Raw genomic sequence first — 12,466 nt, forward strand, 5'->3', positions numbered from 1 at the left:
TGTACTATAAAAGCTAGATGTGAGGAGGGCCATGCATGTTTTCAGAACAAAAGAAACGACCATTTTTCAAAAGGAAAATGGGGATCGTCCTGTTATCTGTCCTTGCTGTCATCATCATTGCAGCATTATCAGGCTTTTTATATGTTAAATCAGCACTTGGACCGGTCGATCAAAAAAGCAAACAAACGATTAATATTCATATTCCTAATGGGACATCAGTCCGTGAGATTGCGGGCATTTTAAAAGAAAATGGGCTCATTTCGAATGACACGATTTTTACTTATTATGCAAAATACAAAAATGCGTCCGGCTTTAAAGCAGGATACTTTCATTTGAAACAAACGATGGACGCAGACACGCTGATTCAAAAGCTGACATCTGGAGGGACAGACTACGCCTTTCAGCTTGTGATTCCAGAAGGAAAACAGCTGTCTGATATTGCGGCAGTTATTGCAAACCAGACGAATTTTTCAGCGAAGGAAGTGGAAGCGAAGCTAGATGATCCAGCGTTTATTCAAACGTTAATGAAAAAATATCCGAAAACGGTGACTTCACAGGTAAATGGCAAACAGGTGAAACATCCCTTAGAAGGTTATTTATTCCCTGCGACGTATCCATTTTATCGTGAGGATGAATCACTCGAAACGATCATTGAAACAATGATTAAACAAACAGATCAATACGTGAAAACGTATGAAAAAGACATGAAAAAGAGAAACATGTCCATACATGATGTGTTAACGATGGCATCACTGATTGAAATGGAAGCAACGGAAAAGACGGATCGTGCAAAAATCTCCAGTGTTTTTTATAACCGGTTGAAAAAGGACATGCCGCTTCAAACCGATCCAACCGTTCTCTATGCACTAGGTGAGCATAAATCCCGTGTTTATTACAAAGACCTTAAGGTGAAATCGCCTTATAATACGTATAACAACAAGGGACTGCCGCCTGGACCTATTGCAAATGCTGGCGAATCTTCATGGAAAGCCGCACTGCATCCAGATAAAACAGATTATGTGTACTTCCTTGCGAAGAAAAATGGAGAAGTCGTCTTTACAAAAACGTTAAATGAGCACAACAAAGCGAAAGCCAAATACATCACAGGCAGCAATTAATGTACATGTGAATCGAAAAAGACTGTAGACAATACAAGATTGCCTGCAGTTTTTTTCGTTGGAATATCCATTTTATAGGTTCGCAATTACCACTTCTTTGTGGTAAAATATATCGGGTTGTTTTACTTAGATGAACGAAAGATTGACGAGAAAGAGAGCTGCAACAGGCAGGACTCTTCTTTTTCAGGTCATGAAGGAGCTAGACAAATAATGACTATCGAAGATGATCAAATGAATGATTATATTGAACATTTAATTCACCCAAGTCCTGATGCAATCGCTCAATTAGAGGCATATGCAAAAGAGCATCATGTGCCAATTATGGAAAAGGTGAGCATTGAACTTTTACTGCAGCTGCTGTCGATGAAAAAGCCGAAGAAAATTCTTGAGGTTGGGACAGCGATAGGCTACTCCGCCATTCGAATGGCGACAGCTTTACCAGCTGCTGAAATTTTTACGATTGAGCGAAATGCGAAACGCTATGAAGAAGCGACACGGAACATTGAGGAATTAAAGTTAAAAGAAAGAATACACGTGTTCTTTGGTGATGCCATGGAATCGGCTAAAACAGTCCAAACGATGGCGCCCTATGATGTGATCTTTATTGATGCCGCAAAAGGGCAGTACAAACGTTTTTTTGAGCTGTTTGAACCGATGCTTGCTCATGACGGAATGATTATTACAGACAACGTATTATTTAAAGGCTTAGTGGCAACGAACTATGAAGAAGAAATAGAAGATAAAAGAAAAAAACAATTAATTGGAAAAATTGATCGATACAATCAATGGCTTATGTCAAACCCCGATTTCCAAACGTGCATTATTCCAGTGGGAGACGGGATCGCCATTAGTACAAAAAGAGGTGACCAATCATGAAAAAACCAGAATTGCTTGTGACGCCAAGCAAGGTGTCAGATGTACTGCCATTAATCGAGGCGGGAGCTGATGCATTCTTAATAGGCGAACAAACATACGGTATTCGTCTTGCAGGCGAGTTTTCAAGAGAAGATGTGAAACAGACAGTTGAGCTTGCACATGCGCATCACAAAAAAGTGTATGTGGCGATGAATGCGATTTTTCATAATGATCGTGTGCAGCTGCTTGGAGATTACTTAACCTTTCTCGACGCATTAAACGTAGACGGCGTCGTCTTTGGAGACCCAGCTGTGATCATGGCCGCCAAAGAAGCAGGGGTAAGCCTGAATCTCCACTGGAGTACAGAAACGACTGGGACAAACTACTACACTTGTAACTACTGGGGCAGAAAAGGTGCAACGCGTGCTGTTCTTGCCAAAGAACTGAATATGGACAGTGTCATCGACATCAAAGAAAATGCCGAGGTGGAAATCGAAATTCAAGTCCATGGCATGACATGTATGTTCCAATCAAAACGTACGCTCATTGGCAACTACTTTGAATATCAGGGCAAACAAATGGACGTCGAAGGCAGAAATATGGAGGAAGGACTATTCCTTCATGATCAAGAGCGTCAAAACAAATACCCTATTTTCGAGGATGCAAACGGCACTCATATTATGAGTCCAAATGATGTGTGTATGATTGATGAATTAGAGGAATTTGTTGATGCAGGCATTGACTCAGTTAAAATTGACGGAATTTTAAAGTCACTTTCTTATATGACAGAGGTGACGTCTCTATATAGAAAAGCAATTGATTTATTAGCGACTGACAAAGACGCGTATGAAGATCAGAAAGAGGACTGGGTGAAGCGGATTGAAGAGATTCAGCCAGTGAATCGTTCAATTGATACAGGGTTCTTCTTTAAAGAAACGGTTTATTAATATAAGAGGAGGCAGAGGAAATGGCACTATTGAAAGATGGTATTTCTGAAATGATTGACGGGAAACGTGTCATTACAAAAAAACCAGAACTGCTTGCACCAGCAGGAAACTTGGAAAAGCTGAAAATTGCTGTACATTACGGAGCAGACGCTGTCTTTATAGGCGGAAAAGAATTTGGACTTCGTTCAAATGCCGATAACTTTTCAATTGAGGAAATGGCTGAAGGTGTTGCATTTGCAAAAAAATACGGTGCACGAATCTATGTGACAACGAATATCTTTGCCCACAACGAAAACATGGACGGGCTGGAGGAATACCTTCAAGGGATTGAAGGCGCTGGAGTAGCGGGCATTATTGTGGCTGACCCGCTGATCATTGAAACGTGTAAACGTGTCGCACCGAAGCTTGAAGTCCATTTAAGCACACAGCAATCTCTTTCGAACTGGAAAGCTGTTCAGTTTTGGAAAGAAGAAGGGCTTGAGCGTGTGGTGCTAGCTCGCGAGACAAGTGCGCTGGAAATTAGAGAAATGAAAGAAAAGGTCGATATTGAAATTGAAACGTTCATTCACGGTGCGATGTGTATTGCTTACTCTGGCCGCTGCGTGCTCAGTAACCATATGACGGCAAGAGATTCTAACCGCGGGGGCTGCTGCCAGTCCTGCCGCTGGGATTATGATCTTTATAAACTAGAAGGTTCTGAGGAAGCGCCATTATTTGGAGAGGAAGACGCATCATTTGCGATGAGTCCAAAAGACTTAAAGCTTGTCGAATCCATTCCTCAAATGATCGAAATGGGAATTGACAGCTTGAAAATCGAAGGGCGAATGAAATCAATTCATTATGTGGCAACTGTCGTGAGTGTGTATCGCAAAGTCATCGACGCCTATTGTGCGGACCCGGACAATTTTGTCATTGAGCAGGAATGGTTAGATGAATTAGATAAATGTGCAAACCGTGACACAGCACCAGCCTTTTTTGAAGGTGTACCAGGAACGGATGAGCAAATGTTTGGCATTCATGGAAAGAAAACGACTTTTGATTTCGCAGGTCTCGTTCTTCATTATGATGAAAAAGAACAAATCGTCACATTGCAGCAGCGTAACTTCTTTAAAGCTGGTGACGAAGTCGAATTTTTCGGACCAGAAATTGAGAATTTCACATGCAAAATTGAGACGATTTGGGATGAAAAAGGAAATGAACTAGATGCCGCTCGTCATCCGCTACAAATCGTCAAATTCAAGCTAGATCAAAAAGTATACCCAAGCAACATGATGAGAAAGGGGAAATAACAGGCACATGAGGAGTAAACCAGTTGTCATTGGGATTGCTGGCGGCTCGGGTTCAGGTAAAACGAGCGTCACCAATTCAATCTATGAAAAATTTAAAGGACATTCCATCCTCATGCTTCAGCAAGATTTATATTACAAAAATCAAAGTCATATGCCATTTGAAGAGCGTCTGCTTACGAACTATGATCATCCGCTCGCATTCGACAATGACCTGATGTTTGAGCATTTGGAACAGCTCTTAAAGTACGAATCCATTGAAAAACCAATATATGATTTCAAGCTCAACACACGTTCAGAAGAGACTGTCCATGTTGAACCAAAGGATGTTATCATTGTTGAAGGCATCTTTGCACTAGAAGACGAACGTCTAAGAGACTTAATGGATATTAAACTGTATGTCGATACAGATGCAGATCTTCGCATCATTCGCCGCATTTTACGCGATACGAAAGAAAGAGGCCGTTCAATCGATTCTGTGATTGAACAGTATGTATCTGTTGTCAGACCCATGCATAATCAATTCATTGAACCGACAAAGCGATACGCTGACATCATCATCCCAGAAGGCGGCCAAAACCATGTGGCGATTGACTTAATGGTGACAAAAATTCAAACGATTCTTCAAAACCGAGCAGAGTAAATGGTGGAGGAGAAAAAGACCTTTACATTGTAAAGGTCTTTTCAGCATCATAATAAAGAGAATAAATACCATATTTCACTTGTTTCTAAAAGTAGAAGCTGCTTAAATATTTTAAGAAGTAACACTTTGAATGAAGGATTTGATATGATAGGAAAACAATGATGTGAAATAGATGTAGAAAAATGTCGTTTTCAAGCTGAATATTGAAGTGGTTTCGATTTTGTAAAAGTATATTAAAAAAACGACAAACAAATCATCACAAATTTTCAAACAATTCTTGATCAAAAAGCAATTATGTAATAATATAGCATAGACATATCGTACACTGACCATATTATGTATTGGGAAGATGGAGAATGGATAAGCTATTCTTCTACATATGATCGAAATGGCGAACGAGGTACAGGAGCTTCCTGTGCCTTTCCACAGTTTGTGCGATAAGATAGATCATCTTTTGACCGCTGCGGGTGGTCCTATCTGAGAAAAGGCATAATAGTTGCATCTAAAAGGGACGCCATGTAAGATGGACTTTTACAAATATGGGACAGAAGGAATGAGGGCATGAAGAAGTCCTCATTCTTGTATATTTCAGTCGTCACTCACGTGCAGAAAGTATGTATGATGAGGATTAATAGAAGGAGTGAATGATTCATGGCACAAGAGAAAGTATTTCCAATGACAGAAGAAGGAAAACGTAAATTAGAAGAAGAGCTTGAACATTTGAAAACGGTTAAACGTAAAGAGGTTGTAGAGCGTATTAAAATCGCTAGAAGCTTTGGAGACCTCTCTGAAAACTCGGAATATGATTCTGCTAAAGAAGAGCAAGCGTTTGTAGAAGGGCGTATCACTACGCTTGATAATATGATTCGCAATGCCAAAATTATCGAAGATGAAGGAAACTCAAATATTGTCTCACTTGGTAAAACAGTCACTTTCGTTGAATTACCAGACGGAGAAGAAGAGTCTTACACAATCGTCGGAAGTGCAGAAGCTGATCCGTTCGAAGGAAAGATTTCAAACGATTCACCAATTGCAAAAAGCCTATTAGGCAAACAAGTAGACGACAAAGTAACCGTTCAAACACCTGGCGGAGAAATGTTCGTCCAAATTGTAAAAATTTCATAATCACGTTTATACGATAAACACCTCGTCCACAATAGGGACGAGGTGTTTTTATGCGCAAAAAACGTAGAATTCAATGGACAGGTGCTATTATATTTATACTGCTGCTTGGTCTTCTCATCAGACTGGCAGAAATTCAACTGTTTTTCACAGAATCTTTTTCAAAGCTTGATATCAATTTAATACAAGAAAGTGTCAAACAGCGTACAGAAGAAGTGGTCATTTCAGATGGCCGCGGTGAATTTTTAGATCGAAACGGCGAGGCGCTTCTCACAAAAGAACAGCCTGCGGTGATCTTATTTCCTTTTCTGCAATATGATCTTCCTCATTTAAAACAAACCGCCTCTATTCTTGAGATGGAAGAAGATGAACTCAAAAAACAGCTGACAGAAACCAAAAAACCTCTGATTCTCAAAGATGACATCACGAAAAAAAAGCTGAAAGACATCAATGATATGAAATATTCAGGTGTGTACGGCGTATATATGAAAGAGAAGGACAAAAAAAGACTTGCCCTCCACACATTAGGCTTCACGAGCGAGAATCCAGAATTGCTCAGAAAGCGTTATCCTGACAAAAAAGAGCTTTCCATCCGTACAGAAATCGGCACTTTTGGGCTGGAAAGTACCTTTGACGAATTTTTATTACCCGAGCAAGACACAAAATTGTTATATCATGTGGACGGAAGGGGAAACCCTTTGTTTGGGATGGACGTCAAATATACAGCAGAGGCTCATTCATTTTATCCTCTTCAAGTTCAAACAACAATTGATGAAAACATGCAAGCTGAAATGGAGAAGGTACTGAAAGACCAGGGCGTCGAAAAAGGCGGAGCCGTTCTGCTCGACATTGAAAGCAGCAGTGTGCTGGCGATGGCAAGTATGCCAAACGTCACAAGCAAAAACCGGCATGAAGCAAGAAATTACATGCTGACTGCCATGGCACCAGGCTCTGTCTTTAAAACCGCTGTACTTGCCGCAGCAATCGAAAAAAACCTCGACCAGCCACAAACGATGTATGACTGTCGAAAGAATTTATATGGAGAGCCAGAAGGAACGCAGGAAGTCCTGAATCTGTCTGAGAGTTTTTCGCAGAGCTGTAATTATACCTTTGCAACACTTGCTGACAAGCTGATCCAAACAGATGATCAAATCATTGAAAAGACGGCTGCAAAGCTTGGACTCATTGATCGAGCTGGCTGGGAAGGGGATGTCTATCATAAGCAGCATTTCAAACAGTTTGATCGTGAAGAAACCGGCAATGTGTGGGGGGATAAAAGAGACAAGCATGTTAAAAAGGCTATTGCCCAAACCGCAATAGGGCAAAAAAATGTCAAAACGACTCCTTTGCAAATGGCCAATATGATGGCGTCGATTGCAAGAGGCGGAGAACGAAAAGAAGTGAAAATCGCTGAAAAAGTGCTGTATCAAAACGGAACAACGATGCTAACCTTTCAAAACAAACGACCAGAAGGGGGCAGTATTGACCGCTATACAGCACAAAAACTGCAAAAGTACTTAAGGCAGGTGGTGACGTCTGACAAAGGAACAGGAAGAAGGTTTCGAGACCTTCCATTTGATGTGGCGGGGAAATCAGGCACTGCCCAAACTGGCAGTAAAGATAAAAAGGGGAATCCGCTTTATCATAAGTGGTTTGCTGGATACTTTCCGGTGGAAAAACCAAAATATGCTCTTGTCGTTGTTCACCTTGATGAGACAAGTGGGCGGGCTAAGACAAATGATGCGTTTTATGATATTGTAAAAAAGGTCAACGAAATTGAAAAGAAACAGACATAGAACATCCCTTCATGTCATGTTAAAATAGTAACGACTTAGGGAACAGAGGCAAAGGAGTGCAGAGATTTTGAGTAGAAATTCTCGATTTGAACATCGTGATAAGCGCAGAAAGGCCAATATGGTGCTTAACATATTAATTGGTATCGTTGTGGTGCTTATTTTGGTGGTCGCAACGAGTTTATTAATTTTTAATAAACCGAAAGACACAGATGTAGCGAAAGAACCATCTAAAACAGCGCCAGCAACAAGTGAAAATAAACAAAAATCAGATGAAGATGTGAAAGATCAAAAGAAAGACACATCCGATGATTCAGATGCAAAAAAAGATGACTCATCTGATCAAGACGACGATGCGAAGAAGTCAGATGATGAAAAAGAGCCTAATAAAGATGCGTTAAAAGACGCCAAAGAAACAGATGGCGGCAAAACGAGTGACGTAGACAAAACATACGAAAGCGATGACTGGGAGCCTGTAGGAACAGAGCAATCCGGTTCACATACAGCAACCTATGATTCTAACTCAAAAGACTGGAAAGAAATGATGAAAGCCATGTCCTATGCAACGGGAATTTCAGAAGATCAAATGACAGTTCTTTGGTTAGGAAATAACGGAGGCCCTCAAGATGCAAAGGGAACCATCCGTGACAAATCAACAGGCGAACGCTACCGCGTGGAAATCACATGGGTAGATGAAAAAGGCTGGAAACCTGTAAAGGTTGAAAAATTAAAATAAACATGAAAAAAAGATAGCAGCCATGCTATCTTTTTTTAGATATTCGCCTTAAAATGAACAACCGCTGTATACAAAATTCGGTCATCGATCACAGTCGTTTGATGACTGACAGAATGAACGGTCAGCAAGATTGCCTGATTATGTTCAATTTGTTTTTGGATCTTTTGTTCAAGTTCTTTTAAAGACGATGCTTCAAAGAATTCAATTTTATCCTTTAGAAAATCCAACTGGAAATCCATTTGATTCACCTCTCCATACTCTTCATTCATCTTAATCTCTCTCCTCTAAAAGAGCAAATATTTTTCTACCCCTCCCAGTATTTTTTAGTAGGAAAGAAACTGAAGATGTGGTAGGATAGGAACTGTTCGACGGATTAAAACATACTATACGCATAGGAATAAATAGATAAAGTGGAGGGAAAGAAAATGGGACGTGAGTTTCTTTCTTTATTTGATCATTGGGCTGACTCTTATGACGACACGGTAAGTGGTCATGATGAGCAGTATGAAGAAGTGTTTCGCCGGTATCCGGTTATTTTAAAAGAAATTGTTCTGCGTGCAGGTCAAGATGTTCTTGAGTTTGGAAGCGGCACGGGGAATTTAACAGCGGCACTGCTCGCAGCTGATAAGAACGTATTTGGCGTTGAACCATCAGACGCCATGAAGAAAGCGGCTCTTCAAAAGGGAATACCCGATGTGATTCATGATGGGGATTTTTTATCATTTCCAGCGCTGCCATTTGAGCCGGATACAATCGTCAGTTCATATGCTTTCCACCATTTAACGGACGAAGAAAAAAAACAAGCCATTCACACCTATAGCAACATCCTTCACTCAGATGGTAAAATAGTCTTTGCTGATACAATGTTTCAAAATCAAGCAGCACATCAAGCTGAAATTGACAAAGCGAAAGCGGCAGGATTCGATCAGCTTGCTGAAGATTTAGAAACAGAATATTATCCATCCATCGATGTGCTAAAGCAAATCTTTGAAGAAGAAGGTTTTAGTACGTCCTTTCATCAAATGAATGATTTTGTTTGGATCGTAGAAGCGAAGAAAAGGGAATGAAAGGATGTTTTTGATTTGAAAATCGCAGTCATAGGTGCAATGGAAGAAGAAGTGACGATATTAAGAGATCAACTAAAGAATGCTACACAAGAAAACATCGCTGGGTGTGAATTCACAACAGGTGTTTATGAAGATAAAGAAGTGATTTTATTAAAATCAGGGATTGGAAAAGTGAATGCAGCGGTCAGCACAACACTTCTGCTTGACCGCTTTCAGCCGGATTATGTGATCAATACAGGATCAGCTGGCGGTTTCCATCACACATTAAATGTAGGGGATATTGTCATCTCTACTGATGTTAGACATCATGATGTGGATGTCACGATCTTTAATTACGAATACGGACAAGTACCAGGATTGCCAGCTGCTTTTGTTGCAGACGAAAAGCTTGTGAAGCTGGCAGAGGAATCGGCTTTAGAGATCGATCATATCCAAGTGGCAAAAGGAACGATTGCAACCGGAGATTCATTTATGAATGATCCGGATCGTGTAGCGTTTGTGAGAGAGAAGTTTCCAGAGCTATATGCGGTGGAAATGGAAGCCGCAGCCGTTGCACAAGTTTGCCAGCTCTTTGGAACGCCATTTGTTGTCGTTCGAGCGCTATCTGATATTGCAGGGAAAGAATCCAATGTCTCATTTGATCAATTTCTTGAACAAGCAGCGATTCACTCAACCGACCTTGTCTTGCGTATGATAAAGCAAACTCAATAAAAGAAGGGGATTCCCCCTTCTTTTCCATACAAAGGAAGGGAATCATATGGCTGTCATAAAGGATATTACAGAATTAATTGGCCGCACACCGCTTTTAAAACTGTCAGGAATCGGCATCCCGGAAGGTGTAGAGGTATATGCAAAGCTTGAGATGATGAATCCGGGTGGAAGTATTAAAGATCGTTTAGGTGATATGCTCATAAGAGAAGCATTAGCATCTGGCAAATTGCGCCCTGGTGGAACCATCATTGAAGCAACTGCTGGAAACACAGGAATTGGGCTTGCCCTCAGTGCAAGAAAGCATCAATTGCGGACCATTTTTTGCGTACCAGAACATTTTAGTCAAGAAAAACAACAGCTCATGAAAGCGCTCGGTGCAGAGATTATTCATACACCAAGAAAAGAGGGCATGCAGGGTGCGATTGATCGAGCCCTTGAACTAGAGGCAAGCCTTGACAATGCCTATTGCGTTTTACAATTTAAAAACCAAGTAAATCCATTGACTTACTATAAAACACTTGGCCCAGAATTATGGTCCGATTTGCAAGGAAATATCGATGTATTCGTGGCAGGAGCGGGATCTGGCGGGACTTTTCAAGGGTGTGCTGCCTATTTAAAAGAGCAGCATCCTGCGTTAAAAACAGTTGTTGTCGAACCTGAAGGATCGATTTTAAATGGAGGAGATCCGGGTCCGCATAGAACGGAAGGAATCGGCCTTGAATTTATCCCAGATTATATGGAATCTGCTTTATTCGATGAGATATATACCGTCAGTGATGATGATGCTTTCCAAATGGTGAAAGTAGCTGCTGAAAAAGAAGGCGTTCTCATCGGGAGTTCTTCGGGTGCAGCGTTATTTGCCGCTTTAGAAGAAGCGAAGAAGGCAGCACCTGGGACAGTCATCGTCACCATTTTTCCTGACAGCAGTGAACGGTATTTAAGTAAAGGAATTTATGAGGGAGGAAAATAAAATGAAACGAAAAACAATGATGATACACAGCGGAACAACTGGTGATGAAAAAACGGGCGCTGTGTCTGTGCCGATATATCAAGTGAGCACATATAAGCAGCCGAAAGCAGGCGAACATACAGGATATGAATATTCAAGAACTGCGAATCCAACAAGAACGGCACTAGAAACCGTCATTCGTGACCTTGAAGGAGGAGCAAACGGCTACGCATTTGGTTCAGGAATGGCTGCCATTACGGCAGTGATGATGCTGTTTAACAGCGGAGATCATATTGTCCTGACAGATGACGTATACGGCGGAACGTACCGCGTCATCACAAAGGTACTCAACCGTATTGGCATTCAAGCGACCTTTGTTGACACAAGTGATCCTGAAGCAGTGAAAAAGGCGATTTTACCTGAAACAAAAGCGGTTTACATTGAATCACCAACCAATCCTTTACTGAAAATGACTGATCTCAAAGCGATCGGCCAATTGACAAAAGAAGCCAACATCTTAATGATTGTTGATAATACATTTTTCACACCTTATTTCCAAAGGCCGATTGAATATGGGGCGGACATTGTCCTGCATAGTGCCACTAAATATTTAGGCGGCCACAGTGATGTCGTAGGCGGGCTAGTTGTAACAGCGACGGAAGAGCTTGGGGAAGAACTGCATTTTGTTCAAAATTCTACTGGTGGAATTCTTGGACCGCAGGATTCATGGCTTCTCATGAGAGGAATCAAAACGCTTGGACTAAGAATGGAAGCACATCAGCAAAATGCACAGAAAATCGCTGAGTTTTTAGAACAACATCCAGCAGTCACACGTGTTTATTACCCAGGTCTTGATGCTCACCCTGGACATGAACTTGCAAAAACGCAAGCATCAGGCTACGGCGGCATGATCTCTTTTGACATTGGAAAAGAAGAACATGTCGATGTGTTTTTAAGTCAGCTTAAGCTGTTTACGATCGCAGAAAGCCTTGGAGCGGTTGAAAGCTTAATCTCTGTTCCTGCTCGAATGACTCATGCGTCCATTCCAAGAGACCGCCGCGAGGAGCTTGGCATCACTGATGGGTTAATTCGTATATCCGTCGGGATTGAAGATGTGGATGATTTACTGAATGATATGAAGCAGGGGCTAAACGCACTAGTGAATGGATAGATTTACATGCCACTACCTTTCTTTTACTATGTTAAGCTATCAATAGACATGTTAAACAGGAAGGTGAT

General features: G+C 41.1%; 13 protein-coding genes. 12 read left to right on the top strand and 1 reads right to left on the bottom strand.

Annotated features, from left to right (window positions below):
• Nucleotides 1–35 precede the first annotated feature (35 nt).
• The 8 genes from mltG to QRN39_RS08070 all read left to right on the top strand — a co-directional run bounded on the left by mltG (nt 36) and on the right by QRN39_RS08070 (nt 8,500).
• Nucleotides 36–1,118, top strand: coding sequence for an endolytic transglycosylase MltG (gene mltG, locus QRN39_RS08035; RefSeq protein ID WP_003216614.1), 1,083 nt, complete (start codon nt 36–38; stop codon nt 1,116–1,118).
• Between the two features lie 210 nt (nt 1,119–1,328).
• Nucleotides 1,329–1,994, top strand: coding sequence for an O-methyltransferase (locus QRN39_RS08040; protein WP_003216230.1), 666 nt, complete (start codon nt 1,329–1,331; stop codon nt 1,992–1,994).
• Nucleotides 1,991–2,920 carry a peptidase U32 family protein gene (locus QRN39_RS08045; protein WP_284906820.1) on the top strand — a complete coding sequence of 310 codons (930 nt, stop codon included), beginning with the start codon at nt 1,991–1,993 and terminating at the stop codon, nt 2,918–2,920. Before QRN39_RS08040 ends, QRN39_RS08045 begins: the two co-directional genes overlap by 4 nt.
• Nucleotides 2,921–2,940: 20 nt before the next feature.
• Nucleotides 2,941–4,209 (top strand): peptidase U32 family protein, encoded by a 1,269-nt coding sequence (locus tag QRN39_RS08050; RefSeq protein ID WP_106035309.1) that lies wholly within the window; start codon nt 2,941–2,943, stop codon nt 4,207–4,209.
• A 7-nt stretch (nt 4,210–4,216) separates the two neighbouring features.
• The gene (udk, locus tag QRN39_RS08055; protein WP_050943685.1) at nt 4,217–4,849 is read left to right on the top strand and encodes a uridine kinase; all 633 of its coding nucleotides are present in this window, start codon (nt 4,217–4,219) and stop codon (nt 4,847–4,849) included.
• Nucleotides 4,850–5,500: 651 nt separating this feature from the next.
• Nucleotides 5,501–5,974 carry a transcription elongation factor GreA gene (greA, locus tag QRN39_RS08060; RefSeq protein ID WP_003216248.1) on the top strand — a complete coding sequence of 158 codons (474 nt, stop codon included), beginning with the start codon at nt 5,501–5,503 and terminating at the stop codon, nt 5,972–5,974.
• A gap of 50 nt (nt 5,975–6,024) precedes the next feature.
• Nucleotides 6,025–7,767 carry a peptidoglycan D,D-transpeptidase FtsI family protein gene (locus tag QRN39_RS08065; RefSeq protein ID WP_226803763.1) on the top strand — a complete coding sequence of 581 codons (1,743 nt, stop codon included), beginning with the start codon at nt 6,025–6,027 and terminating at the stop codon, nt 7,765–7,767.
• A 67-nt stretch (nt 7,768–7,834) separates the two neighbouring features.
• The gene (locus tag QRN39_RS08070) at nt 7,835–8,500 is read left to right on the top strand and encodes a YrrS family protein (RefSeq protein ID WP_050943687.1); all 666 of its coding nucleotides are present in this window, start codon (nt 7,835–7,837) and stop codon (nt 8,498–8,500) included.
• 35 nt (nt 8,501–8,535) lie between these two features.
• Here QRN39_RS08070 and QRN39_RS08075 read toward each other — a convergent pair whose 3' ends face one another.
• Nucleotides 8,536–8,739: a YrzA family protein gene (locus tag QRN39_RS08075; protein WP_034620637.1), complete on the bottom strand. Its 204-nt coding sequence runs from the start codon at nt 8,737–8,739 to the stop codon at nt 8,536–8,538.
• Between the two features lie 186 nt (nt 8,740–8,925).
• Between QRN39_RS08075 and QRN39_RS08080 the strand changes: the two genes are divergently transcribed.
• Genes QRN39_RS08080 through QRN39_RS08095 form a run of 4 tightly spaced genes read left to right on the top strand, consistent with a single transcriptional unit; the run spans nt 8,926 to nt 12,398 of the window.
• On the top strand, nt 8,926–9,567 hold the full coding sequence (locus QRN39_RS08080) for a class I SAM-dependent DNA methyltransferase (RefSeq protein ID WP_050943688.1): 642 nt from the start codon (nt 8,926–8,928) through the stop codon (nt 9,565–9,567).
• Between the two features lie 15 nt (nt 9,568–9,582).
• Nucleotides 9,583–10,278 carry a 5'-methylthioadenosine/S-adenosylhomocysteine nucleosidase gene (mtnN, locus tag QRN39_RS08085; protein ID WP_050943689.1) on the top strand — a complete coding sequence of 232 codons (696 nt, stop codon included), beginning with the start codon at nt 9,583–9,585 and terminating at the stop codon, nt 10,276–10,278.
• Nucleotides 10,279–10,324: 46 nt separating this feature from the next.
• The gene (locus QRN39_RS08090) at nt 10,325–11,248 is read left to right on the top strand and encodes a PLP-dependent cysteine synthase family protein (RefSeq protein WP_137054929.1); all 924 of its coding nucleotides are present in this window, start codon (nt 10,325–10,327) and stop codon (nt 11,246–11,248) included.
• 1 nt (nt 11,249) lies between these two features.
• Nucleotides 11,250–12,398, top strand: a complete 1,149-nt coding sequence (locus QRN39_RS08095; RefSeq protein WP_284906821.1) for a bifunctional cystathionine gamma-lyase/homocysteine desulfhydrase — start codon at nt 11,250–11,252, stop codon at nt 12,396–12,398.
• The last annotated feature ends 68 nt before the right edge of the window (nt 12,399–12,466 follow it).

This window comes from Bacillus sp. lyk4-R2A-2 (genome assembly GCF_030209735.1).
Lineage (GTDB): Bacteria > Bacillota > Bacilli > Bacillales > Bacillaceae > Bacillus > Bacillus pumilus.

What these genes read in the sequence shown, in the direction of transcription:
- udk (WP_050943685.1), top strand. Translation starts at nt 4,217, where the DNA reads ATGAGGAGTAAACCAGTTGTCATTGGGATTGCTGGCGGCTCGGGTTCA.
- QRN39_RS08075 (WP_034620637.1), bottom strand. Translation starts at nt 8,739, where the DNA reads ATGGATTTCCAGTTGGATTTTCTAAAGGATAAAATTGAATTCTTTGAA.
- QRN39_RS08050 (WP_106035309.1), top strand. Translation starts at nt 2,941, where the DNA reads ATGGCACTATTGAAAGATGGTATTTCTGAAATGATTGACGGGAAACGT.
- greA (WP_003216248.1), top strand. Translation starts at nt 5,501, where the DNA reads ATGGCACAAGAGAAAGTATTTCCAATGACAGAAGAAGGAAAACGTAAA.
- QRN39_RS08065 (WP_226803763.1), top strand. Translation starts at nt 6,025, where the DNA reads ATGCGCAAAAAACGTAGAATTCAATGGACAGGTGCTATTATATTTATA.
- QRN39_RS08095 (WP_284906821.1), top strand. Translation starts at nt 11,250, where the DNA reads ATGAAACGAAAAACAATGATGATACACAGCGGAACAACTGGTGATGAA.
- QRN39_RS08040 (WP_003216230.1), top strand. Translation starts at nt 1,329, where the DNA reads ATGACTATCGAAGATGATCAAATGAATGATTATATTGAACATTTAATT.
- mltG (WP_003216614.1), top strand. Translation starts at nt 36, where the DNA reads ATGTTTTCAGAACAAAAGAAACGACCATTTTTCAAAAGGAAAATGGGG.
- QRN39_RS08045 (WP_284906820.1), top strand. Translation starts at nt 1,991, where the DNA reads ATGAAAAAACCAGAATTGCTTGTGACGCCAAGCAAGGTGTCAGATGTA.
- QRN39_RS08080 (WP_050943688.1), top strand. Translation starts at nt 8,926, where the DNA reads ATGGGACGTGAGTTTCTTTCTTTATTTGATCATTGGGCTGACTCTTAT.
- QRN39_RS08090 (WP_137054929.1), top strand. Translation starts at nt 10,325, where the DNA reads ATGGCTGTCATAAAGGATATTACAGAATTAATTGGCCGCACACCGCTT.